Annotated in this window: 24 protein-coding genes and 1 tRNA gene; 13 read left to right on the top strand and 12 right to left on the bottom strand. The window is 33.4% G+C overall.

From position 1 onward, the window contains the following. Positions 1-632 precede the first annotated feature (632 nt). On the top strand, positions 633-1,067 hold the full coding sequence (locus AAGD89_RS04240) for a TrbC/VirB2 family protein (RefSeq protein WP_341807873.1): 435 nt from the start codon (positions 633-635) through the stop codon (positions 1,065-1,067). A gap of 5 nt (positions 1,068-1,072) precedes the next feature. Here AAGD89_RS04240 and AAGD89_RS04235 read toward each other — a convergent pair whose 3' ends face one another. The 6 genes from AAGD89_RS04235 to AAGD89_RS04210 all read right to left on the bottom strand — a co-directional run bounded on the left by AAGD89_RS04235 (position 1,073) and on the right by AAGD89_RS04210 (position 5,787). After that, positions 1,073-2,089 carry a substrate-binding domain-containing protein gene (locus AAGD89_RS04235; protein ID WP_341807872.1) on the bottom strand — a complete coding sequence of 339 codons (1,017 nt, stop codon included), beginning with the start codon at positions 2,087-2,089 and terminating at the stop codon, positions 1,073-1,075. 246 nt (positions 2,090-2,335) lie between these two features. Further along, complete coding sequence (gene tatA, locus AAGD89_RS04230; RefSeq protein ID WP_341807871.1) at positions 2,336-2,503, bottom strand: twin-arginine translocase TatA/TatE family subunit; 168 nt, start codon at positions 2,501-2,503, stop codon at positions 2,336-2,338. 143 nt (positions 2,504-2,646) lie between these two features. After that, positions 2,647-3,423: an ABC transporter ATP-binding protein gene (locus AAGD89_RS04225; RefSeq protein ID WP_341807870.1), complete on the bottom strand. Its 777-nt coding sequence runs from the start codon at positions 3,421-3,423 to the stop codon at positions 2,647-2,649. Positions 3,424-3,595: 172 nt separating this feature from the next. Then, positions 3,596-4,444, bottom strand: coding sequence for a peptide chain release factor N(5)-glutamine methyltransferase (prmC, locus tag AAGD89_RS04220; RefSeq protein WP_341807869.1), 849 nt, complete (start codon positions 4,442-4,444; stop codon positions 3,596-3,598). Positions 4,445-4,534: 90 nt separating this feature from the next. Next, entirely contained in the window at positions 4,535-5,062 is a 528-nt protein-coding gene (locus AAGD89_RS04215; protein WP_341807868.1) for a hypothetical protein, read from the bottom strand. 146 nt (positions 5,063-5,208) lie between these two features. Further along, positions 5,209-5,787 (bottom strand): hypothetical protein, encoded by a 579-nt coding sequence (locus AAGD89_RS04210; RefSeq protein ID WP_341807867.1) that lies wholly within the window; start codon positions 5,785-5,787, stop codon positions 5,209-5,211. A 121-nt stretch (positions 5,788-5,908) separates the two neighbouring features. Here AAGD89_RS04210 and AAGD89_RS04205 point away from each other — a divergent pair, with 121 nt between their 5' ends. From AAGD89_RS04205 to AAGD89_RS04185, 5 genes are all read left to right on the top strand, one after another. Continuing rightward, positions 5,909-7,855 (top strand): heme lyase CcmF/NrfE family subunit, encoded by a 1,947-nt coding sequence (locus tag AAGD89_RS04205; RefSeq protein WP_410541843.1) that lies wholly within the window; start codon positions 5,909-5,911, stop codon positions 7,853-7,855. A 106-nt stretch (positions 7,856-7,961) separates the two neighbouring features. Next, entirely contained in the window at positions 7,962-9,056 is a 1,095-nt protein-coding gene (locus AAGD89_RS04200; RefSeq protein ID WP_341807865.1) for a P44/Msp2 family outer membrane protein, read from the top strand. A 30-nt stretch (positions 9,057-9,086) separates the two neighbouring features. Further along, positions 9,087-9,887: a P44/Msp2 family outer membrane protein gene (locus tag AAGD89_RS04195; RefSeq protein WP_341807864.1), complete on the top strand. Its 801-nt coding sequence runs from the start codon at positions 9,087-9,089 to the stop codon at positions 9,885-9,887. Positions 9,888-10,033: 146 nt separating this feature from the next. Further along, the gene (locus tag AAGD89_RS04190) at positions 10,034-10,717 is read left to right on the top strand and encodes a hypothetical protein (RefSeq protein ID WP_341807863.1); all 684 of its coding nucleotides are present in this window, start codon (positions 10,034-10,036) and stop codon (positions 10,715-10,717) included. Between the two features lie 6 nt (positions 10,718-10,723). Then, positions 10,724-11,410, top strand: a complete 687-nt coding sequence (locus tag AAGD89_RS04185) for a hypothetical protein (RefSeq protein ID WP_341807862.1) — start codon at positions 10,724-10,726, stop codon at positions 11,408-11,410. A gap of 8 nt (positions 11,411-11,418) precedes the next feature. Here the strand turns inward: AAGD89_RS04185 and AAGD89_RS04180 are convergent, their stop codons facing one another. The 3 genes from AAGD89_RS04180 to AAGD89_RS04170 form a co-directional block, all read right to left on the bottom strand. Next, entirely contained in the window at positions 11,419-12,216 is a 798-nt protein-coding gene (locus tag AAGD89_RS04180; protein WP_341807861.1) for an alpha/beta hydrolase, read from the bottom strand. 1 nt (position 12,217) lies between these two features. Beyond that, on the bottom strand, positions 12,218-12,745 hold the full coding sequence (locus AAGD89_RS04175) for a cytochrome c family protein (protein WP_341807860.1): 528 nt from the start codon (positions 12,743-12,745) through the stop codon (positions 12,218-12,220). A gap of 121 nt (positions 12,746-12,866) precedes the next feature. Continuing rightward, entirely contained in the window at positions 12,867-13,388 is a 522-nt protein-coding gene (locus AAGD89_RS04170; protein WP_341807859.1) for a hypothetical protein, read from the bottom strand. A 162-nt stretch (positions 13,389-13,550) separates the two neighbouring features. Between AAGD89_RS04170 and metK the strand changes: the two genes are divergently transcribed. The 7 genes from metK to AAGD89_RS04135 all read left to right on the top strand — a co-directional run bounded on the left by metK (position 13,551) and on the right by AAGD89_RS04135 (position 22,158). After that, a complete protein-coding gene (gene metK / locus AAGD89_RS04165; RefSeq protein WP_341807858.1) occupies positions 13,551-14,744 on the top strand; it encodes a methionine adenosyltransferase in 1,194 nt (397 codons plus the stop codon). Between the two features lie 123 nt (positions 14,745-14,867). Next, entirely contained in the window at positions 14,868-15,572 is a 705-nt protein-coding gene (locus tag AAGD89_RS04160; RefSeq protein ID WP_341807857.1) for a TenA family protein, read from the top strand. A gap of 97 nt (positions 15,573-15,669) precedes the next feature. Beyond that, complete coding sequence (locus AAGD89_RS04155; protein WP_341807856.1) at positions 15,670-16,242, top strand: TenA family transcriptional regulator; 573 nt, start codon at positions 15,670-15,672, stop codon at positions 16,240-16,242. Between the two features lie 249 nt (positions 16,243-16,491). After that, positions 16,492-16,563: transfer RNA gene (locus AAGD89_RS04150), tRNA-Asn, on the top strand. Positions 16,564-16,597: 34 nt separating this feature from the next. Further along, entirely contained in the window at positions 16,598-18,133 is a 1,536-nt protein-coding gene (gene gpmI / locus AAGD89_RS04145; RefSeq protein WP_341807855.1) for a 2,3-bisphosphoglycerate-independent phosphoglycerate mutase, read from the top strand. Positions 18,134-18,320: 187 nt separating this feature from the next. Further along, entirely contained in the window at positions 18,321-18,461 is a 141-nt protein-coding gene (locus AAGD89_RS04140; protein WP_341807854.1) for a hypothetical protein, read from the top strand. Between the two features lie 265 nt (positions 18,462-18,726). Then, positions 18,727-22,158: an ankyrin repeat domain-containing protein gene (locus tag AAGD89_RS04135; protein WP_341807853.1), complete on the top strand. Its 3,432-nt coding sequence runs from the start codon at positions 18,727-18,729 to the stop codon at positions 22,156-22,158. 23 nt (positions 22,159-22,181) lie between these two features. Here the strand turns inward: AAGD89_RS04135 and AAGD89_RS04130 are convergent, their stop codons facing one another. The 3 genes from AAGD89_RS04130 to gyrA all read right to left on the bottom strand — a co-directional run bounded on the left by AAGD89_RS04130 (position 22,182) and on the right by gyrA (position 25,876). Continuing rightward, a complete protein-coding gene (locus AAGD89_RS04130; protein WP_341807852.1) occupies positions 22,182-22,727 on the bottom strand; it encodes a methylated-DNA--[protein]-cysteine S-methyltransferase in 546 nt (181 codons plus the stop codon). Between the two features lie 102 nt (positions 22,728-22,829). Further along, entirely contained in the window at positions 22,830-22,979 is a 150-nt protein-coding gene (locus tag AAGD89_RS04125) for a hypothetical protein (RefSeq protein ID WP_341807851.1), read from the bottom strand. 179 nt (positions 22,980-23,158) lie between these two features. After that, the gene (gene gyrA, locus AAGD89_RS04120; RefSeq protein WP_341807850.1) at positions 23,159-25,876 is read right to left on the bottom strand and encodes a DNA topoisomerase (ATP-hydrolyzing) subunit A; all 2,718 of its coding nucleotides are present in this window, start codon (positions 25,874-25,876) and stop codon (positions 23,159-23,161) included. Positions 25,877-25,976: the final 100 nt, after the last annotated feature.

The following is a 25,976-nucleotide window of genomic DNA, read 5'->3' as shown; positions in this document are numbered from 1 at the left end:
AGGAAAAAAGCATTTACGCAAGTTTACTTTAAGTAAAATATTATAATGCTTTATACTAAGAAAATAATAATATATTATACATAAGTATTTACTTTAGGTAAATTTTACAATAAGTTTAATAGTGTCTGTTACTGCTAATAACCCTCTAGCCTCACACCTAAAAGCAGTAACAGACACTATTAAACTTTATGACAAACTTATTTATCATCAATTCATAGAATAGAAAATAGAAATCCCTTATATTATATTCTACACTGCAATTTATTAAGTAACTTTTAATGCCTATAGCAGTATCTATAGCTTAAAAACACTATCAAGGATTTAGGATGCACATACTTCCAGAGATACTAAATCTCCTGAGAAACGAATAAAGTGATAACGGCTTCACCCTACCTTATAAGATATTTTGGCTATAGTATTTTCCTACATGAAGATACAAGTCAGGATTTTACATCAAGCTAATCCATACTTGGAATTTAATTCCTGAGTACTCATAGAAATCTGTGGATAGTTACAATCATTCTGATTATTATGAGAAAATTATAGAATTAATATAACTTATTGGATACTTAGTATTTTCTTAAATTTAAGCAAAATGAGGAATAATTGGGCACAAAATTGAAATAGGTGTGATGAAAAAATTCCTTTTACTTATTGTTTTAATTATCTTCTTCCCATTTGATGCAAATGCTACTAAGTTTAGTAACAAAAAAGACGACGAGTTTTATAATTCAAAAGTTACAGATCACCCATCGTGGTTCATGTGTTCCATCATGAAGTATCTTCATCGTATAGGTGGACCAATTATGACTTTAGTGATAACAGGAGCAGCTTTGCTTGCAATATTTGGCAGAATGCCATGGCCGGCGCTTTTTGCGCTTGGCATGTTTACTGCTGTGTTTTTTGGTGCACAGGCAATTATACTATATGTGGCACCCCCAGATACACATGATTGCCGTACTGACGACTGGCAGCCCTCTGGTGTTCCTCTCGGACCTAGATTGATGGGTAAGAAACTCTCATCTATGAACACGTACGGATGGTTTGATTGGTTGAAGTTTTGGTAAAACTGTCAAATTATATCATAAACGTTTGCTGAAACTTTCTTTATGTCTTCACTTGTAAGTGGAATTAAGCCTAGCCTAAACAAGTAACTACTTTCAGTGTTGATGGAATCTATAACTTCTCTAATAAATTCTCTTAATCCATCAATAGTATCCAGGTGTTCTCTTTTTATGTAAAGGAATAGAGGTCTTGCTAATATGTATTTCCCTGATGATATATTGTTATAATTTGGCTCAATTCCTGCAATGGTGCTTCCTTGTATTTTATCTTGGTTTCTCATCAAAAAGCTAAAACTAAATATTCCCAAGGCGTTTCTGTTGCTTTTTAGTTTTTGTATTATTATATTCTCATTAATTCCAACTTCTATGTATCTTCCGTCATCTCTTATATTACTGCATGCTTTTTTTCTTTCTTCTTTATTTTCATAATTCTCTTTAAAAATTCTTGAATTCATGCAGGAATATTGATCAAGCATAACAGAATTAACTAAAGTTTCGTATGTGCCTGTATTTTGATATGGACCATAAATCTCAATTTCTGTTTTTGGTAAGGCGTAGTTCACATCAGACCAAAATTTTTTGTTATTTTTTACTAATTTTTTACCTTCTGGAGAGTATGCAGATAAAGTATCAAATAGATCTTTTTTTGTGAAATCAAACTTATGACTTTGATTTGAATTTGCAATTACAATTCCATCATAGCCAATAATAATCTCTATCACCTCACCAACTTTATTTCTTATGCATAACTCTCTTTCTACTTCTTTCATGGGGCGAGATGAAGTGGTGATATCAGGAGTATCCTCCCCTATTCCCGAGCAGAACATTTTGAATCCAGATCCACTACCTATCGACTCCACAATCGGGGTTTTAAAAGAGAATACGCGGTTAAACTCCTCCGCTATAAATGAGATAAAAGGAAAAACAGTTGAAGATCCAACAATTCTAATATATTTCCTTGCATCGGCATTTGAAAGCGGCATGAATACCGCGAATATAAAAATCAGTAGAAAATTTCTAAGCATTATTTGTGGCTCAAGAACATAAACCTAATTATTATAACAAAAAAACAAACTGAAAAGCCTTAATTTTGTGGTATGACCAACTGAACAATCATCACCTATAAGGTGATGATTGTTCAGTTTAGGCAGTGCTAAAGTGTCACTTGAACGACATGAGGAACGCTACTTGCATCACATTATGTACGCTCCTCTTTGTTATTCCAAAGCGTAACGCTGTACCTCGGATACGCTTTACAAAGTAAAAAGAAGCTAACGATCTGGTTCGTTAGATGATAATTTTTCTGAGTCCTTAAGTTCTTGCTTGAGATTTCTAAAGCCTTTCCCTAAATCACCCATAATTTGTGGTAACTTACCCGCACCAAATAAAACTAGAATTATTATTAAGATTAGAAACAATTGCCATGGTCCTAAACTCATTTGTACCTCCATTGAAATAATCTTTAAACATTGACACTTGACTCAAGCCAAGTAGCACATAAAGTATATCACCTTTATTTCACAATAGATCAAGATTTTTTAACATTAGTATTTAATACGTACACTAATAATTTCTGAATCGATTATTTTCTTGCAATAAGTGTGTCATTAAAGGAAAATTTCTCTTTTAATTGCAAATTGGAAGAGAGTTCGCTAAAAAAACTTGCTAGAGTGTCATCTTCGGGACGATGATATATATCACTAGAAACTCCCGATTGAATAATTTTACCATTTTTCATAACATAAATAAAATCTGCGATTTCCAATGCTTCTTGCGGGTCATGAGTGACCATGAGCACAGGAATATTCTTTTGTCTAAAAAGAGACAATATATGCTGCCTGACTCGGCGCTTTAAAATAATATCTAGATTAGAAAACGGCTCATCAAGTAACACAGTATCAGGGTTTTGCGCCATTACTCTTGCTATTGCAACTAATTGTTGCTGCCCACCGGACAAAACATTGGGGTACATATTCTCATATTTTTCTATATCGAGAAGCTTCAAAATTTTTAGTGCAATGTGACGTTTTTCTAGCTTGGAAGAATTTTTGATGGCAAAAGCTATATTCTCCACAACTGTTTTATGAGGAAATAACGCAGAATGCTGAAAAATCAATCCGATATTTCTATCTTCTATAGCAGTTGACGTTTTATTACTCGCAATCAATCTATCATTTATAAGAATGGTTCCAGATTTTGGGCTTTCTATTCCTGCGATTAATTTCAAAATCGTTGATTTGCCACAGCCAGAATGTCCAAGTAAACAAGCAACACTTCCTTTTTTTACTTGGATATTTATATTACTTAAAGCAAAATCGTCCTGATTATTATAAAAATAACTTATATTATTAACTAGCATTAATCCCTTAACTTAAAACGTGTTATTAAATATGATAGCACTATACTCGAGAAATGCAGAATATTTTTTTGCTGCAATAAATTTGATAGGTATAGTTATAAAAGTAATAGATTTCTTGAATAGCCAATTCATGTAGTTGGGTAGCCCTTAAGGGCTGCATGCAATTGAATTATTATGGTTCTTTGTATTGCTTGACGACAATGCATCTCTTTATTCCTGCTAAGTCATTTACGTATTCCTGAAAAGCTAATCCGTATGAGGATATTATTTTATCAATGTCATTTTGATCTTCACCTATCTCCAATATTGCAAATCCATTTTTTTTAAGGCATTTTCTCAACATTGGAAAAATACTTAAATAACAACTTAAACCATCAATGCCACCATCAAGAGCGATTCTCGGTTCTTTTTGAACTTCAGCTTGCAAATCTTTTAATTTACTTGTTTTGATATATGGAGGGTTGCTAATTATAAGATCAAATAAGCCACTGCATTCTGTCCATGAACTTGGAAGTATTTCAGCTCTGCTGAGTAAATTATGGTTTTTTATATTCTGACATGCAACTCTATATGCCTCAAGACTCTTTTCAAAACCTATACCAACAGCATATTGATATTCATTCAGTACGGATATTAATAAACAACCTGTGCCTGTACCAAAATCAGCAATTTTTAGCTTTTGCTCTTTGTTTTGATAATATTTTAGTGCTGTTGAGATTAGTGTTTCACTGTCTGGCCTTGGATCTAGCACGTGCTGGTTCACTATAAAGTTACTACTCCAGAATTCACGAGTGCCTATTATTTGTGATATTGGATATCTTTCCGTTCTTTTTTTTATCAAATTCCAAAATAGAGATTCTTTGTCTATTGGTACCTGATTAGCGTGGTTTATAATGATGAATGACCTTTCCACGCTAAGTACGTGTTGCATAATGATTTCAGAGTCCAGGTATGGCGAATCAACTCTGCACAATGATAATAGTTTTGACCCTTCTTGAATTAAAGCGCTAATAGTTTTCATCAATCTAGCCCTTCAAGCCAAATTAGCTAAGTGGAGAAAACTTAGAATAGCTGCATAAAATTCCAGCGTCAAGCACTGGAATCGTAAGCACTATAACCTAGTTATCTCAGTTTCAGTGTTAATGCGTAAAAGGCTGAACTCTGTTGAAGGATCTTTCATTTTCTCTAATTGAAAAGCGAGTTTATGCCGTGCGTTCAATAAACAAATTAAAGATAAGCCAATTTTTTCATCAGCTTGTTGCGTATTGTATTCTGTGTGTATACCATCCATTATTTCCTGAAACTTTTTCACATCAGATAAGTCGCTCATTTTTTGTGGCATACTTTCGAATAGTTCGCTTATTGGGTTGAGGCTTTGATACATTTTTTTCTGATATTCTATAATTCTCCCTTGGTATATATCAATCATTTTTTGGCATGCGTTGCCTCTCAATGGATGTTCTTCTTTTTCCTTGATATAAGGACTTTGTAGATCTTTACAGTTATGAATTGCTTCTCTATGTTTTTTTATCTCATTAACTGCGTTTACTATAGACTTATCTATTGTTTCCAAATCTTTCTCTAATCTTGCGTTATCCATTCTTTTGGCTAGATCTTTGCATTCTCTATAGGATACCATTATTGGGTGTATTATCCCTGCTTCAACATGCCAATTGTAAACTTTTCTCAGTTCATCACTTGATAGTATTTTGATCGCATTTTCCCTCTGTAACCTAGAATATTTTTTATTTAATGGATTAGTACGATTTAATAGGAAATTCTCAACTAATTCGTCTTTTTAACTTGAGATAATTTTTCTAGTGACTCTATATATTTAAAAGTTTCCGCAAAGAGCTGTGCACCAGATGGAGCAAATCCTTCAAGCTGCTTGCTCTGAGCTTGATAAAAATCACTTTGTAAAAAATCTTTAGCTTGTTTCTTCATTATGGATAATTCTCCAAGCGCTTTTTCTTGGGACATTTCCCTTAAAATACCGATGGCCTTTTCAATTGCTTTCTTTCTCTCTTTACTGCCTTGTTTCCCATTTAATATGATGTGTTCAGTTTTGATGAAGGCATTACCACGATGACTCTTTGCGATGTTACAAATAATATTTTTTACAACTTCTTTATTTGCTGTATAATCTATCTCTTTTTCAAATATGTTGACAAATAATTGCCAAATTTCTTTGCTAACAAGCCTATTTCTCTTACTCTCAAAATCTTCTCCACTTTTAAATCCTAAAACAGTATAAAGATTTTCTTCGACTGTTGGCTTAGGGTGTTGTATCGTTGCTTTTATTTTTTCAGCAGCATATCGCTCTACTTTATCGCTTATACCAAAAAATCTACTTGTTGTACCCATAATATTACCTCACAATATTGATGTTATATAATAAAAGTATAAAAGTTTAATGTTTAATTTTTACTTAGTAATGGAATTATTAGGACAATGCCATTAACATTTAGACGAATAAATGAATCTTATGTCTGATCTTGGGAATGTATTGCTGCTCATAGCTTGTATTCTATCTTTAATATATTTATTTACACCATCTATCTATTACCGATTTATTACTTCTGGTATATTTTTTTGTGTATCTGCAGCAATAGCGATCTTAATTTACTGTCACATTACAAACGATTTTTTACTTGAAAATGTATATTATCATTCACATACAACAAAGCCTCTGATCTATAAAATTTGCGGTGTTTGGGGAAATAAAGAAGGTTCAATGCTGCTTTGGGTTTGGGTGCTTACATTGTATTTATTATTAATAGACATCTTTATTGATGATAGTAACAAACTGAAGAAGATCTCTCTAATCACTCAAGGCTTAATTTGCTTTTGTTTTTTATTGTTCACTTTAATTGAATCCAATCCGTTCACAAAAATGCCAATCATCGAAACAGACGGGCTTGGTTTTAATCCAATACTGCAAGATATAGGCCTAGTAATTCATCCACCAATACTATATCTGGGGTATCTTGGGTTTAGCGTTCCTTTTTCACTCTCTATAGCTGGATTAATTACAAAAATTGAAGGAAATGTTTGGGCAAAGATGGTAAGACCTTGGGTACTTATTTCTTGGTCAATCCTTACTTTAGGTGTCAGTCTTGGTAGTTGGTGGGCATATCGTGAACTTGGTTGGGGTGGATTTTGGTTTTGGGACCCAGTAGAAAATGTTTCTTTATTACCATGGCTAATTGCTGTAGCGCTTACACATTTGTTACTTGTGGTGCGAAATTTTAATACTTTGAGGAATTTTGCTATTTTACTAACTCTGACAACTTTTATATTGAGCATAACTGGAACATTTCTAGTGCGCTCTGGAATGCTTACTTCAGTGCATACGTTTGCTGATGATCCAAGATATGGACTATATATGCTAGCTCTACTTGGTGTGGTTACAGGCTGTAGTTCAGTGGTATTTGTTATGTATACGAGAAAAAATTCTACTTCGATGTCATTCCAGTGTGTAACACCAGATGGACCTAATTACATACCAAAGCCAAGCTTTCCTACTTTTTCACGATTTACAATGATGCTAATAAACAATTTATTATTCATCACAGCTTTTTTTGTCGTTTTTGTTGGCACTCTATATCCAATGTTCCTTGAGTATTTTACCGGTGAGTTAATTTCAGTTGGAGCACCGTATTATAATGCTCTATTTAATCCTATAGCACTTGCTATTTTAGTGCTTACCATAGTGGGGCAATATTGTCGTTGGCAGGGAAATAGCCTGATGCCAATATTTCGTGAATATAGATTTTCATTCTGTAGCGCTGCAGCCATTGTACCTTTTATTTTTCACATGGAGCTGATGATTATACTGTCGATCACCATTTCTATCGCATTGCTAGCCTTCATTTTAGAAGCGTATAGTAAGAGAATTCGTTTATTTAAGACAGCCTTTAGTGAATTAATTTTATTGGCAAGAAAAGTTTCTAAAGCTTACTATGCAATGATGATAGCACATGCCGGAGTGGCAATTCTAGTGCTTGGCATAGCTTGCTTGGTTGGTTGGCAGGAAAAAAAGGAAAATTATCTAAAAATAGGGGATAGCATAATAGTTAATAAATTTAAAATCACTTTGCAAAATATTGAGTTGATAAAAGAAAAAAATTTCCATGCGGTAAGAGGAGCAATGGATATTAAGAATTTACTGAGTAACAAAATATTAGGCAAAACAACGCCTGAATACAGATTTTACCTTGTAGAAGGCCAGAAAAATGTTGAAAGCAGCATTTACCATAATTTATTTTCTGATATCTACGTTGTAATTGGAGAAATTGATAAAAGTAAGAACAAAATCGCAACTAAAGTGCGCTATAAACCTGGAATGCCCATAATCTGGCTTGGATCCTTTCTAATTGCTTTTGGTTCACTCCTAGCTGCTTTGCCATTAAGGAGGCTTTCAGTTCACTGAATGTATAGGGAGTAAGATTAAAGATTTTAATTCAACTGTATATTGCTTTCATAATAACTATGCTAGATGTAATAATTAACATTATGTTAATAATATAGCATTAAGTATGTTTTATAAATATTCATTACAGGAAAATATGAAAGCATTATTTATATTACCTATTGTGCTATCTTCACACCTTTGTGTCGCTGATATAAGCATTAATGAACTTTTAGAAGTACAAATCCCTGTTATAGAAAAACAAAAATTCAGTAAGCATACTGAAAAAATGCAAACAATTTGCAGAAAAACAACAGGTGATCAACCCTATGTAAATGTAGCGGCTGAGAATCAACCCATAAAAAATACACCTGTAAACCAAACATTACTGGCTGATTCAAAAACTATAACAAATTCTAAAAAGGTAATTGAGCGTTCTACAAAAACACTTAGTAATGAACAGATTGTAAAAAAACAATTTGAAAATAAAAAAAGAGAAATATTAAACACAATGAATGAGCTAAAATATAAAAAAAGAGATATAGCAAATAAAATAAACGAATTAACATCAGAAATTGAGTCATTACAAGATTTTGCATTAACTGGAGAAGAGAAAAAACGTGATTTTTATTTTAGCGTTAGTGGAGGGAAAACACACTCTAGCAATCCTAATGCAGTTGTAAGTAGTATGAATGTAATAACTAAAGAAATTGCAAATACAGTTAAAGTTATATATGAGAATAGAGCAGATGGTGAAATAAATGCAATGCACACCAAAATCAACCCTTTCAAGGATAGCACAATAGATTTTCAATGGCTCGGTAGTGCAGCTTTAGGATATCATGTTGGTGGTAACGGGAAGATTGAGTTTGAGGCTATAAATTCTAACATGAAGATTATAAACACAAGTGACACAAAAGAAGCAAGCTTGTGGGCAATTATGTCCAATTTATATTATAATCCTACTATTAAAAATATACCATTTACTCCATACGTTAGTATTGGTGCAGGGCCAGTGAATTTTAAATTTGCTAGTGAACTGAAGGACAATGTAAATATCAATTTACCCTGGTTTGCTTACCAAGCAAAGCTTGGTATTGCTTATTCTTTCATTCCAGAACTAAAAATCTCTCTTGGTTACCGTTGCTTTAATATTCCTATACCTATAGCAGATAGCGTTGCTACACACAACGTTGAAGTTGGATTGATTTTTAATTTTTAGTGTTCTTGTAACGTATAGAAAAGGAAAATCATGAGAGTTAAAAATTTAATAGCGCTATTTTTATTTGCAAATACACCTTTTTTTGCCTTTGGAAAAAATATAGATGTAAAGCACAATTATTATGCCAGCGCTCGTTATCAACATATAGTTTCTCACAACACGAATGAAGTGTGGAAAGAATTTTATAAACAAGTTGACACTGATAAAGAAATGACTAAATATAAATTTGAAAGTTTATCTGATGCGCTGACAAGAGATATTAATTTTGTTGGTTCTGCTGCAATAGGCTATTATTTTGGCAATTCCAGAATTGAATTTGAATATATTAATACTAAATTAAATTTACATACTCATTCTGATAAGTTTAAAGATAAAAAATCATTATTTAACCAGAGTAATAGTGATAATAAATTTATAGAAAATGATGATAATTTTAGGGTTTTTCAAAAAAGATTTAGTGGTAGATATTACTATGACATCAGAGAATCTAAACGTTTTCACACGGGAATGATTAACCTCTATTATGATTTAAATATTAATTCTACATATTTCACTCCATACGTTGGAGTTGGTGCTGGAGTAACTTTTGGTCATAATGAGCTATTCTTTGTTAATAAAGATATGTTTTTCTTGGATAGTAGTAGCAATGACAAAGAGATCAAAGTTGAAACACAAAACGTAATAAATTATCAAGCAAAGCTTGGTGTTAATTATAATTTCAATTTAGAAACAAAGATTTCTGCCGGTTATGTTTATTTTGGTAGAGTAAATTCTGCTATGCCTCATTTTGTAAGACATAATATTGAAATTGGATTGAGTTTTAATTTTTAGTAAATTAAAGGCTTTGTCCTTTTACAACTGTTACCTGGTCTCACGAGTAGGTGTCGCCTTGTTTATGTTTTAAACTTATTCTTGATGTGATTGCAGTTTTTTGTTAATATATATTAATGTATGTATAATAAAATGTAAAGAGGCTTATGTTAAGTGTTATTTATTATATTAATGGTGATCCAAACTCCGAAGGGAGTACGATACATGTAGTGAAGTTTTTTGGAATATTTGGGTGTATTAAAGTTAATGCACTTAGGCAAGAGTTTCCCACAAATCTAGATAAATTTAATGTAGTTGAGTATTATTTTGACTATCCTTATTTTTCTAAAATTGTTAACCCAGAGCATTTTCAGGAAAAATTGGACGATGGAGAAAAGAGATTTACTAGAATAATAACTTCAATGTGGTCATGTGCCGCTATATTATCTATTGCTTCTAATGTGTTACTATGTTTAGCATATAGCAATCAAAAATCTAAAAAGGTACTTGCCGTGTTAGCTACTGCATCAGCAGTATTATCAACTATAGCTTGTATATTTTTTGTCGTGGGCATTCTATGGGTATTTTTTGACTTTGTTAAGGAAAAATTAGTTATTCATAAAATTAAAAGCTTGCTTAAAGATGAACTCAGTGACGAGTGGATAACACTCTTTAAAAATAAATTTCTGGGCGAAAAATCAGAAATAAATGGGAAAGCTAACGATGAGGAAGCTAATGATAAAGAATTAGAAAAAAACAAGAATATAGAAGAAATCCTCCAATTTTTCTTGGAAAGAAGAAAGATTCCAGCGCTATTTAAATTTCTTACAAATGGTGAGGAGTTAGTTTAGGCTGGAATGGCAATGGTGGATATGCTGCTTTTAGCTGGCAACCACCCAAATAATATAGTTCTAGATACTAACTCTATGGGAGGAGGAATCGCAACTGAAGTTTTAAAAAGATTTGAAGAACAAGGTATTTATTTAACACTAATTCATAGTAATTCTTACAGCTCACTTAAAGATGTATCCAGTACTTTTAAAGGAAGGTTGGCTGCACAGTGCTTAAATATTTTGCATAAATTTTTTGGATTAGAATTTAATTCAAAAGCAGATATAGAAAAAATGAAATCCCCTGTCTTAATTGCTGGTAGGAAAGATGATCCTATAATTACAGAGGATGCACAACTTGTTGGTAAATTGCCTGATCTCGATGGAAAAAATGGCAACCGATTAAGACAGAATGTGATACTTGAGCATGATCCTGAGAAAAAAGATTGCGAGATTACAAATATTCATACTGATGATGAAAAACATTTAGTTGGTCAATGGAAAAATAGTGATACATATACTCTCTTTCCAGAAATAAAATCCAAGTTTATTAGTGAAGCACATGATAATCTTATGAATTCTGGACTTAATAAAAAATTTGATTCAGAAGAATATAGGGGAAGCAAATTCTCCAGGGATTTAACTCCAAAAATAACACTGGTACGCGTCAATAAGGCAGGTAATTTATTAAGAGAATCTAGAACCGCTGGTTGATAAGGCGATTATGGAAGTTTATTATTTATATTGGGAAGTACTTTAGAGGAAAATTTATCTACATGAAATTCTCCAATAATCTTAAATAAAATTTCCAGTGAACGATTGTCAGACATATTATGTGCTGCTGATTTGATCAAATGTACTTCAACATCAGGTGATCTAATTTTTTCAGCTAAGCTAAGCGATGTGCGATATGGAACATCTTTATCATTAATGCTATGCAATAAACGTACGGGACAGTTTATGTCTATAACTTCTTTATTTAAAAGTAGATTTTTTTTACCATCTTCAATCAAGTTTTTAGTTATTTTATATGTGCAATTCTGATCATGCTCTGAAGTGAAATCTATTATTCCTTTAGAGTCTAGCTCCTCTTTTTGTTTATTTGATAATTCCTTAAACATTAAATCTTCAGTAAAATCAGGAGCAGATGATATACCGATTAATGCTGAGATTTTTTCTGGAAATTGAAGTGCGGTAAGAAACATCAGCCAACTTCCCATACTTGAGCCTATAATGATTTGCTTGCCACTTGTTAATTCATTTACTACTCTAGCGCAATTTTTTTGCCAATCGCTTATTGTATAATCAGTAAAGTTACCACTTGAATATCCATGTCCAAAATAATCAAACAATATGAGTGCTATATCGTTTTCTTGGCAAAATTTGTAAATAGCAGTAGCTTTTGTACCATCCATATTGGATGCAAACCCACCAAAGAAAACTATAGAAGCTTTTTTTCCTTGTAACTTTCTATATACTATGTAGTTGTTATCTTTATCAAACAATTTACAGTAGTCCATATTACTTTGGCAAAGCTACAGGATTATCACTCATTGAACGCAAGTAGCTGATTAAATCAGCAACTTCTTGTGGCTTAGAGATCCCTGTAAATGCCATACGCGTGCCTTTTATATAGGCCTTTGGATTTTTTAAGTAGGTAAAGAGTTCTTCATAACCCCAATTCCCACCTTTTTCAAGCATTGCTTTCGAATAATTAAATGAATTACCAAGATGAGCTTTTTTGTTGCCAACTATATTCCATAAGTTTGGACCTACTTTATTAGCTCCACCTTTTTCAAAACTATGACAAGCTATACATTTTTTTGCTACTGACTTTCCTTTATCAAAATTAGCATTCTGCATGAGTGTTCCAATATCCAACACAACTTGTTCGATCTTCTGCTGTGACTCATTGTTATCACTTGCTACTATTGTTTGGTGCTCAATCTTGTATTCCTCTGGATTGTAGAGCATATCAACTACATTACTAACTATCATAATGATTAGCCCAGATAGTAAAATAGATGCTGCAATTTTATTAAGCTCCATAGTTAAATTTTATCAAATAATGTTACTTAAATTATGCAAATATTTTTGCAAACAGCAAATAACAATCTTGGTAAGTGCACTTTAACATGCTTGGGGTGTAGCTAAATTTGACATATATGTATTAGACTGGATGATATCCTCTCTTTTCTTCCTTGTTAAGATAAACATCTTTTAATGAAAGCCCTGGTTTACGAGCATAGTCAGCTATTTTATTTTTAAACATCTCAAAAGCCAAAAGTACTGCAACTGTCATTACGGGTGCCACAACAGCTCCAATCACTGCACCTGCAGCAGCAGCCCACCATGTTGCAAATATGCCAGGCAAAATAGCGTCTGCAATTGCAGCAATAACAACTCCGATTGCAATATCTGTAAGTACAATAGTACCAATAAGTGGCATAGCAGCTAATATTAAACGCTTTCCGTCAAGTTTTTTGCTTCTAAAATTTTCTGTAATTTCATTACGACGGAAGTAATACAATCCTATAGCACAAGCTGCAATAAATGCCGGAAATGCGCCAGCCACAAGTGCACCTATAATTAGAGGTGACAGAGTTGTGAAACTAAATAGTCCTAATCCTGCAAAAGCTCCTATCACAGCTCCTATACATGCTACTCCAAGTAATATCAAAGCATTTTCCATGCCACCTCCTTTAATAATTAATTAATAATTTTATACTAGCGTTTCCATCTTAATTTATAAAGTTATTTTATTTGTTAATATAATTTTAAGATAAGGCAGGAAAGATTGATAAAAAACGTGTAAGTTATGTGCTATATAAGTGGAAGATTTTTTACTTACATCATGATTTCATCTAAAAATCTAATAACCAGTGAGTCAGTTGCAGCTGGTCATCCGGACAAAGTAGCAGACCAAATTTCAGATTCGATACTTGATAAATATCTCTCAACTGATCCTTTGTCACGTACTGCAATAGAGACTTTAGTTACTAAGGATAATGTAATTATTGCAGGAGAAGTATGTGGCCCTAATATTGAAAATAGCGAGATTGAAAATATTGTACGAAGCACAATAAAGGATATTGGTTATGAACATGAAGGTTTTCACTGGAAAAAAGTGAAAGTAAATATATTACTGCATGAGCAGTCGAATGATATCGCAATTGGTATAGATAGAGATGATCAGTGTGCTGGAGATCAGGGCATAATGTATGGATATGCTACTAAAGAAACAGAAAGTCTCATGCCGGCACCTATTTTCTATGCACACTTAATTCTAAAAAGTATTATGAATGCAGTGAAGGAAGAAAAAATCCCAAAACTTGGTCCAGATGCAAAATCGCAAATTACTTTAGCATATGAGAATGGTCTTCCAGTATGTGCTGAAAGTATTATTGTTTCAATACAGCATCCTGAAGATTTGGATCAGTTAAAAGTAAAAGAAACAATTTATCCTTATATAGCTTCATGTTTACCTCAAGGGTGGATGTGCTCTGAGGAAAATCTTTTAGTCAATCCAACTGGCAGGTTTGTTATTGGTGGACCAGTTGGTGATTGTGGTTTAACTGGAAGAAAAATCATGGTTGATACTTATGGAGGCTACATACCACATGGTGGTGGGGCGTTTTCCGGAAAAGATGCAACAAAAGTTGATAGATCCGCAGCTTATATGGCAAGGTACCTTGCTAAAAATATTGTGTTTGCAGGGTTGGCTGAACGCTCTCTTGTACAACTTTCTTATGCCATCGGCATGCCAAAACCAACTTCATTTTATATTGACACATTTGGTACAAATGTAGTAGAAGAAAAAAAGATTAAGAATTTTATAGAAGATAACGTAGATTTATCAACAAAAGGCATAATCAAACATTTAGCACTTGATCGCCCTATATATAAACGTACGGCCTGTTATGGACATTTTGGTAAAGAGCTAGAAAACGATGGCGGATTTTCTTGGGAAAACATGGATTTATCTGCTAACCTTTGCAGAGAATTCAACATAACAGGCAATTCCAAAATTTTAAAAGTCTTTAGATGATGCAGTCTGCTAAAATTTTTGATTTACAGCCTAATATTTATATATTAACTTATGTAAAGTGTAATAATTTTTACATAATAATTATACTATATTGATAATAATTTTTATTGTGAGGCTCCTACAGTGCATAATGATGTAAAAGAAGAATTCTATAACTTAGTAGTAACAGAATCGTCTGATCTGATTGAGAGAATAAAAAAACATCCTTTTAATGTTGAGTTAATGAATAATACGCTGGATTATAAAAAATTTAAGTTCTACCTTCAGCAGGACTTTTTATACTTGGTAGACTGCGCTCGCGCTTTATTAATTATTGCAGCTAAAGCTAATGACACTGAAATAATGGATAAATTAACTTATATAGCTGTAGGAACATTTGCTACGAGAGGTTTATATCAAGAACATTTTGCAGATTGTGACTTATCTGATAACCATAAAAAGTCAAGGTCTTGTTCGGCGTTTACTGATTTTTTCATGCGTGTTGCATATCATAATACCGTTGCTGAGGGTTTGGCAGCTTCTTATCCATGTTTCTGCATATATCAGATAATTACTCGTCATATAGTCAAGAGTAGTGTCGTTTCTAGTAATAAATATCAAAAATGGATTGATATCTTCAACACCGATGTGGCAAATAGTATGATTAATGATGCAACCGAGATTATGAATAAACTGTATAAAAAATCTAGCATGGATGAGCGAAAACGGATGGTAGAGTTTTTTCGCAATGGATTAGAGCTTGAGATAGCGTTTTGGAACGAGATATATTATTCTAATGTGTCTCGCAATGAAGGCACATTGACAGAAAATTGTTTTCGGCTCACATGATTTTTCTGGTAAGATAGTGTTCAGCAGTGTGATTAGAAGCTGTTATGGGTCGAATCTTTTAAAAGATATAGTTGAGCATCCTTTTAACATTGGATTGATGAATAATACTCTAAACATAGAGAGCTTCAAGTTCTATATTCAACAAGACGCATTATTTTTAGATGATTACATTCGTACCATGTTAATTGTTGCATCAAGAATGGAGGACTATCACAATGTCATTTCACTTGTTGAGGTTGCACAAGGATCAATAACTGTTAGCAGGTTTTTACACAATCACTATTTTACTATATATGGTATAAACCGTGGAGAGAAATCCCTTGAGTGCTTCAATTTTACTAATTTTCTTTTGTCCATATCATATGGCAATGCTTATGAGGCTATAACAGTTTTGTATTCCTGCATGTTTATATATCAAATTGTTATTGATAGCATGAAAAATGAGTTTAAGAAAAATAACAGGTATAAAGATTGGTTTGATTTTTGCAGCGGTAATTTAATGGAGTCCGCGTCTAATACTCTAGAAAATATAGTGGATGGATATTGTAGTAAGGCAGGAGAAAACGAGAAGAGCAGAATGCTTGAGCTATTTAAAATAAGTGCTCAATTTGAGTTAGATTTCTGGGATAGTGCATATCATTTTTCAAAATTTAATATTAAAATGATCTAAAATAGATCTAATTTAAGCTTCCTAAGTGAATTTTGAAAGAAGTCTCCCGAAAATGCCTCTAAAAATCTTCTTATACTTGGCATTTTTTATTCTCTCTATTTCAAAAGAAGAATTTTCACTATATTTTATTTATTATAAATATTAATCTTTATGACTATTTTAATAATCTATGATCTTGCCCTACCCTGTGAAAGCATATAAAAGATATTTACAATTAATACTTGGCATGATAAATTGAAAACAGCCTATTCCTCGGTAGCTCAGTGGTAGAGCAATTGGCTGTTAACCAATTGGTCGCTGGTTCGAATCCGGCCCGGGGAGCATTGTTTTTGTGAGGTTCCAGCACTTATAAGGTATGAACTTTAAATTAGTGGTTTTATGTATACTGGATGGTTGGGGAAATGGAATAGAGGGCAGCAAGTATAACGCTATTAGTAACGTAAACCCACGTTGTTGGCAATATATCAGTTCTAATTATCCAAAATGTAGCTTATCCGCTAGCGGAATTGATGTTGGATTACCAGATGGACAAATAGGTAATTCAGAAGTTGGCCACATGAACATTGGCAGTGGCAGAATAGTAAAGCAAAGCTTGCAGCGCATTAATCAAGAAATTCAAGCAATAGAGAGTAATAAAAACCTACAAGATTTTATTAGTAATTTAAAAAATAAGAATGGTATATGCCATATATTGGGATTAATATCTGATGGTGGTGTCCACTCACATCAAAAGCATATTTCCACTTTAGCAAACAAAATATCACAATGTGGGATTAAGGTAGTAATACATGCTTTTTTAGATGGCAGAGATACACTGCCTAATGCGGCAAACAAGTGCATTCAAGAATTTGAAGATGATATAAATAACAATGATATAAAAATTGTCACTGTTTCCGGGCGTTATTATGCTATGGACCGTGATAATAGGTGGGAAAGGACAATTGAAGCTTATGATGCTATCGCATTTGCAAAAGCGCCGTGTCATGAAGATGCAATATCACTCATTGATCAAAATTATCAAGACAATATAACTGATGAATTTATTAGGCCTGCGGTAATCGGTGATTATCAAGGTATAAAACCTGAAGATGGAGTGCTCCTAGCTAACTTTCGTGCTGACCGAATGATACAATTAACAAGTATGTTGCTAGGCAAAACGGACTATATACAATCTTCTGTTATCCCAATGCTTGACACTGGGATCCATCCATCCTATTTAAGTATGATGCAGTATAAAGAAGACTTTAAAATTCCTTGTCTTTTTTCTCCCACATCTTTTTCTAACACTTTAGGAGAAGTCATAGCAGGCAATAAATTGCAACAATTACGTATTGCTGAAACCGAAAAATATGCACATGTAACTTATTTTTTTAATTGTGGCAAAGAAGAGCCTTTTTCTGGTGAAGCAAGAATACTCATTCCTTCACCAAAAGTTAAAACTTACGATTTACAGCCAGAAATGTCAGCCTTTGAACTTACAGAAACACTGATAAAAAAGATTTATTCACAAGAATTTGCATTGATAGTTGTAAACTACGCTAATCCTGATATGGTTGGGCATACAGGTAATATAAAAGCAGCTGAAAAAGCTGTATCAGCTGTAGATGGCTGTCTTCACAAAGTGCTAAATGTTGTTAAGGAAGTTGGCAGTACTGCATTAATTGTTACTGCAGATCACGGAAATGTGGAATGTATGTTTGACGAAGAAAGCAACACTCCACATACAGCGCATACTCTAAACAAAGTGCCATTTATTGTATGTTCTAATTCTTATAATAATCTAAAATTGAGAGATGGAACTCTATCTGATATTGCTCCTACCATTCTGCAGTTACTTGGAATAAAAAAAACAGATGAAATGACGAGTAATTCGTTGTTTATGCTTAACTAGACAACTATCGTTCCTCTATAAACCCCAACTATGAATTAGAAAACAAAGAAAGTGTAGGAAATACAGGTCTTTTTGGGTTTTAGCGAATATGAAATAAGTGTCGAAACAATAGCCCCCCTGCGAAAAGGTAGAAAGTAGGTAAAAACGACTAAAAAGCATGTAAAATGAAAGTTTTAGAAGAGGGAAGATGGCAATAAGTTACGTGAAAATAGCAAGAACACCATATGTTTTCAGGCAATTAACGGGTCTGACAACAGAAGAATTTGAAAAAGCTGAGGTTTTTATGGGATTTTTGAACTTCGTTGGGGTACTTATATGGCTCTCATAAAATTTTGTTCACAGAGCCTAGATCGTGATGAGTCTTTTTTGCGTTCAATTGTTCTACTTTCAGGAGGATGCTGTCAGCCATCTCATATGATTATGTTTCTGACACTACAAATAGAGTGAGGTGAAATTTATAAAAGACTTCTATGCTATTTATTAAATAAGGGTTAACAACGTTAAAATTTTCTCATGAGCTATATAATTTTAGTAGGAAGTTTATACTTATTCTGATATACTGAATTTAATATGGTGAAAGGCTGGAGGTAAATATGGCTAATGATATAAGCTCTCTTAACAGACAAGACTCAATAACTAAAAGTTTAACAGCATCTTTAGTAGAAAAGAACACGCTTAACAGTCTAACTTCTGTTGAAGAAGAGGACGAATTAGAACAAAAAATAGTTGATCCTTTGATAACAAAAGGGCAAGAGCTGAAGTTAACAGAAAATCAAAAAAAGCTAAATAGTGAATTGTTAGATGCATTAGAAAACTTAAATGTTTATTCAGGAGTGTATAATTTTTATACAGATTATATTTGTGATCGTCCAGGTGCTTTAACCCTTAAAGAATTTTTAAATAGTCATAAAGATGATCAAGATCTGAAAATTGTTCTTGATTTGAGAAGAGAAGAATCAGAAGAAACAATATTGCATGATGTTGCAGATTTTAATATTGAAGCAGTAGATTTATTATTAACAGCAGGAGCTGATCCTAGTATTAAAAATAAAGAAGGCAAAATTCCATTGCACTATGCCGCTAATAGTTATTGCCATGAAGCTGTAAAGTATCTTTTAGATGCGGATGCTGACCCTAATATACAAGATAAAGAAGGCAAAATTCCATTGCACTATGCCGCTAATAGTTATTGCCATGAAGCTGTAAAGTATCTTTTAGATGCAGATGCTGACCCTAATATACAAGATAAAGAAGATAAAACTCCATTGCACTATGCCGCTCATGTTAATTGCTCTGAAGCTGTAAAGTATCTTTTAGATGCAGATGCTGACCCTAATATACAAGATAAAGAAGATAAAACTCCATTGCACTATGCTGCTGAGGAAAATTCTGAAGATGCTATCATTACACTATTAAACAAAGGAGCAAAAGTTGATATTCAAGATAAAGAAGGCAATACACCACTCCACAATGCTGCAAGGTGTGGAGATTTTAATGTGGTAGAGTTACTGACAGAGAAAAATCCTGATATTAATCTTAAAAACAAAAATGGAGATACAGCATTACATTTAGCACTTAACAGTAAAGATACACGTGTTCCAGAGAGTATTCTAGGTAACGCAAAAAGCATTGATTTTAATATTCGTGATAATAAGGGGGATACTACACTACTGTTGACTGCTTCTTTAGCTCAAGTGAATGTGTTGAGAGAAATACTAAAACAAGGCGCGGATATCAAATGTGTAAATAGCGAAGGTAATACTGCATTACATTATGCTACATATAATAGCCATACAGGAGGAAATTGTAAGACTACAAAAAGCGACATTCTTTCTTTAGATAATGATCCATTAGATAGTAATAGCAATGATTATTCTGAAGATACTCCTTATAAATGTGTAGATGAGCTAATTTATGCAGGTATAGATGTTAATGTTAAAAATCACTGTAATCAAACCCCATTGTTTTTTGCTACTGAAGCTAATAATATCCATGTTACAGAACTACTCTTAGAAAAAGGAGCTGACATAAAAGTACAGGATAAAAATGGTTACACACCATTGCATTACGCAATCAAGATAAGAAGTCTTAAGATGTTAAAGGCGCTTCTTCCTTGTAAAATAGATTATGATGGCGAGTATGGTGTTGGAACGGAAGAAGTTGATATTGAAAAAGCTAAAGAGATACTGGTTAATATTAGAGATAATGAAGGCAATACCCTTTTACACCATGCTGTAAAATATGGATGTAGCAGAGGAATGCTTAACTTTCTTGTAGAAAGTGGAATAGATATTAATGCAAAAAATAAAAATGGACTAGCACCAATTCATATAGCTGCGAAGTATGGGCATGCACATCTTATAGATTTTTTTATAGAGAATAAAGCTGATATTAATGTTCAGTGTGGAAATTTTACAAAGTCAGAAATTGATATTACGGAAAAGAATTTCATTAATGTTCAAGATGAAAGTGAAGATGAAAGTAGTGTTATAGATGTAAAAAACGACACTACTTATAAAGACGCGTCACCGATATCAATAACTGTTGAAAATAACCACGAAAATGCTACAGGTCAGTTATTATCCAGAGGAGCAAAGCCAAATATAGGGGATTATAGAGGATGGACACCTATATATATTGCAATAAGAGCAGCGTGTGATGAGAACTGTAAAGAAGAAGAAAGGGAAAAGGCATATAGAATTATAGAAAAGCTAGCAGTGTTTTCTAATGGAATACATCTTTCTAAAAAAGCTGAAGCTAATGAAAGAATTAAGACAATACTAGAAAATGCTATGAAAAGTAAAGATGGTAATAAGCTACCAACTGCGCCGGTGGATGAATATGTACCAAGCGTTCCGCCACTTGATGATGATTTTTATGACAAGATAGGTTCTTATGTAAAAAATATTCCTGAACTTTGCCTTTATCCAAGTCATTATCTTTCGGAAAAGTTAGAAGAAAATACTATCGATAGCAGGGATGAAGAGAAATCTATACAAAAAATAGACAGTGTAAGTAAAATGAGATTCACATTTCATGACAGAGAAAAACTGAATATATTTTCAGATAAAGTAGCAAAGAGTAAAGACATAGCTGAATTAAATCAAGTTGTAAGTGAAGCGTTAAATTCAGGAGTAAGGTTAAATTTTCTTAATAATAAAGATAACAGCTTTACAAATATTGTAATGCTAAGAATACAAGAGCTAAAAGAGAATTCTAAAATTTCCAGCAATATAATATGTAATTTGGTATCAAAAGGAGCCGATATTAATAGCTATGAAAAAATAAATCAAGAATTGGAAGAAGTATTTAAAGATCACAAGACCAATATAAAAAAAGCTTACTTAGAAGCTAATAAACGCATCGATGATTTTCACAAAGCTGTAGCAAGTGCAACTACTGGTAAAATAGAACTTATAGAAATAGATAATACAACTTTTTACCTGGAGTGCTCGGCAGATAGCACAGTAGATGTTGCAAAAGCCATAGAAGCAGCAAGAGGTTTAGGGTTATACGATGGAAACATTACGTTTGGTGGTAATATAGTAAAAATCGGTAAAGATGAAGTAGAAATAGAGACAAGCAATGGCACAAGAAACTACACTGATCTTTCAGACAATGGTGATGTAATAATAACGTTTCAGACAAGTTTAGGTAAGTTAGATGTTAGATTACACAACAGCATACAACATAAAGATTTTATTCAAGTAGAAGTTTGTAACCTTGAAAGATTTAATGAACTAATAGATATCAAAGAAGAAATAGGAAAAAGTTGTCTATTTGGAAGATTATCCGTTTATAATGCTATTACACAAGGAGGTTTTAAAAGATCAGGAAAACTTCAATCTTCTGAAACAATAAGCTGTAAAAGGCCTGAATCTTTTGAAGTTATTTCTCAAGACGTTAAGGCAGAAGAAATAATTGGAAGAATTAGTAGCACAGACATAAGCAGTTCAAGGGAAGATTCCTGGGCAAATAGAATACAAGGCAAAAGAACAAATGAAGGTTGTAGTAGAGGGGTGTGAATCTCTATATTTTTTATCCTTTTTTATGCCAGTGTGAGGTGTGTTGCCTCATAAGCAAGAATAGCCTTTTTACGCTCTATTCCCCAGCGGTACTTGTGAATTTCTCCAGATTTACGAATAACACGATGGCAAGGTATCAGGTAAGAGATAGGGTTATTAGCAATTGCATTTGCGGTAGCACGCACAGCTTTTGGTTTACCAATCATGCATGCAATATTTTCATAGGTCGTTGTTGTACCTTTTGGAATTGAGAGTAATCCCTGCCAGACTTTTACTTGAAAATCTGTACCTTTAGCAAATAAACAAAACGATTTCTTAGGATTTTCATCATTTTCAAAAATACTGCGCACTACAGTTTTTGTATAATATGTATCTTCTTTTAGTTGTGCCTGTGGCCATTCTTTTTGAAGCGCTGCAATAGCTGAAGTTTCGCTATCATCAACAAAAGACAGGCAACAAATACCTTTTTCAGTGACTCCAATCAGAGCATTTCCGAAAAGAGTAGAATGAAATCCGTAAAAGATCTCTAGATTATTTTTATCTTCTTTAGGTGTTGTAATTTTAAGCATTGATGCAATAGATAAAATTAAAATATGCTAATCTTGGAATCGAATTTTTATACTAATTTAAGAATCAAAGATACATAATTGTAATATATAGCTAGTCCAACACTACTTTGCAGCAGGTCTATGATAAAAATCACCTACAAATCTATAAATTGGATGCTTTTTTGCCTTTGTTTGCTCATATTCTTTTGTCAAAAATCTCCATTTACTCTGGTAATTTCTCTCTAAAGTTTTATCTTCTATGTTTCGTCTCATACCTTACTCCCTCAAAAATGTTTTTTTTATCTTAACATTTTTGTCATTGAATTATGTGACCTTTACAGGGATGAGAAGCTGGCACTGGAACGACACCAGTAGTTGACACTTAACACCAAGACCTATCACTTTACATGATGTTCGTATAGCTGTGGTATGGATTGGGTAATGCATATTTATCACACTGCTACGGGTCGAGAAGGGTCAGAGTCTTCAATCTCAGAAACACTTTCTTCGGTAGAATCAGGATCTTCGACTTTTGCAACTGATACCACTTTTTCACCGTTTTCTGTTTTAAATAAAGTTACCCCTTGAGTGCTGCGCCCTGCAATTCTGATATCATTGACTGAAATGCGAATCAATTTTCCTTTATCCGTGATCAGCATGATATTGTCACTTTGCTCAACTGGAAAGCTTGCAGTAACATTGCCGTTTCTGTTGGTAGTCAGAATATTGGTAATGCCAACACCACCCCTATTGGTTATTCTGTACTCATATGCGGAAGTTCTTTTACCAAAGCCATTTTCGGTAATGGTTAATATAAACTCCTCGTTCACTGCTAATTTTAAGAATAATTCGTTATCTATTCCTAAATTACTTAAGGTTTTTTCTAACTTAGGATTTATAGAATTACTACTTGCAGTTTCTAATCTCTTCTCAAGTGGTATTTTTAGGTAAAGTTCTTTTACTTCCGTAGTAATTTCTATCCCATTGAGCATTGTCATTGAGATTACACTATCGGCCTTTGCAAGCCTAATACCCCTTACACCATCTGAATTTCTACTCTTAAATTGGCGCACATCACTTGCAATAAATCTTATACTTTTTCCAAGTCTTGTTGCAAGTAAAACATGATCAATTTCATCACAGACTTTAACTGATATTAATTTATCACCTTCATCAAGCTTAATTGCTATTTTCCCATTGCTTGGAATATAGTGAAAATCTGCTAAAGAATTACGTCTTATATTTCCATGGGCAGTAGCAAAAACTATGTTTTGATTTTCATCATTCTCACTTGGTAGTGGCATGATGTTAGTGATTGTCTCATTTTCAGCGAGAGGAAAAATATTGACAAGCGCTCTTCCACGTGCAGTTGGTTCTGCAAGAGGTAATTTATAGACTTTTAATCTATAAACTCGACCAATGTTAGAAAAGAACAAAACGCTAGTATGAGTGTTTGTCACAAATAATTTTGTGATCACGTCTTCTTCTTTCAACCCCTGCCCTAGCTTTCCTTTGCCACCACGACGCTGAGTTCTATAGTGAGAAAGCTTAACGCGCTTAATATACCCATTCATGGTTACGGTGATTACCATGTCCTCTTGTGGAATCAAATCTTCAGCTTCAATGTCTGTATCTGATTCTTCTATTGTGGTTTTTCTTGCTACAGCAAATCTATTCTTTATTTCTTGTAAATTGTTTTTTATTTCTTTCATCAATTTCTCTTCTGAGCCAAGAAAATCGATGTATTCTTTGATCAAGTCGACCATTGTTTTGAGCTCTGCTTCTAGTTTTTCCTTTTCAAGGCCAGTTAAACGCTGTAGTTTCATATCAAGGATAGCCTTAACTTGTAATTCAGTTAATCTATACACTCCACCTTTCAAAAAGCTCGCGCTGTCAGAAATCAACTCAATAATAGTATTGATTTCATCTGAAGTTCTCCATTCTTTGTTCAAGAGTTCCTTGCATGCTTCAGCTGGATCTTTTGAGCCACGGATTATCTTGATAACTTCATCTATGCTTAAAACTGCAATATAAAGACCTATATATACATGAGCTTTCTCTCTTGTTTTTCTTAAGCGGAACTCTGTTCTTCTGATTAGTACTTCTTTTCTAAAATCAACAAAAGCTACTATGATTTCCTTTAGTGACATCAAAGCAGGTCTATTGTTATTGAGCACCAAAGTGTTAACACTAAAGCTACTTTTTAAAGGAGTGAGTCCCAATATTTGATTTAATATGAACTCTGCTGCAGCGTTTCTTCTGAGATCAATTACCACTCTGACACCAGACTTATCAGACTCATCTCTGATCTCTGTTATGCCATCAATTCTTTTTTCTTTTACAAGCTCGCCTATTTTCTCTATTAACTTAACTTTATTTACTTGATACGGGATTTCATCAATAACAATTGCTTGCCTATCTTGCGGCAAGTCTTCTATGTGGGTTTTGCCTTGTACAACAATCGATCCCTTTCCAGTTGCAAATGCTGACCTTATTCCTGACCTTCCAAGAATTGTTCCGCCTGTTGGGAAGTCTGGTCCTGGTATTACCTCTAACAATTCGTCCAGAGTAACTTCATTATTCTCTATGTATAAGATACAAGCGTCAATTATCTCTCCAAGGTTGTGGGAAGGTATATTGGTTGCCATACCAACTGCAACACCGCTTGCACCATTAACCAATAAGTTGGGAAATTCTGCAGGTAGCACAACCGGCTCAGTTTCATGCCCATCATAGTTTGGCCTAAAATCAACAGTGTCCTCATCAATATCATTGAGTAAAAAGTGTGACACTCTCTGAAGCCTTGCTTCTGTATAACGCATCGAAGCTGGTGGATCACCATCTATAGAACCAAAGTTACCTTGCCCATCAATAAGCGGTAAAAGAAGTGAGAAATCTTGCGCCATTCTCACTAAAGAGTCATAAATAGCTGCATCACCATGCGGGTGATATTTCCCCATCACGTCACCAACTATACGCGCTGCCTTTTTATATGGCTTACCAGCATCATACCCGGCTCTGGACATTGCATACAATATACGTCTATGAACTGGTTTGAAACCATCACGAACATCTGGTATTGCGCGGCTTATTATCACGCTCATCGCGTAGGAAAGATAAGAATCCTCTAATTCCTTTGTAATTGATACTGATACTATATTATCTGACATTTAAATATTAATTCGTTTATGAAAGTTTAACATTTAATTTAGCAAATGGTCAACGTTAAATCAGGCAAAAATGAAAATGTATCTGTTTAACCACAACTTG

The sequence above is a fragment of the Wolbachia endosymbiont (group E) of Neria commutata genome, from assembly GCF_964026735.1.
Classification (GTDB): domain Bacteria; phylum Pseudomonadota; class Alphaproteobacteria; order Rickettsiales; family Anaplasmataceae; genus Wolbachia.
Note: the sequence above shows the minus strand (reverse complement) of the source record. Positions and strands in the feature narration are given on the sequence as shown.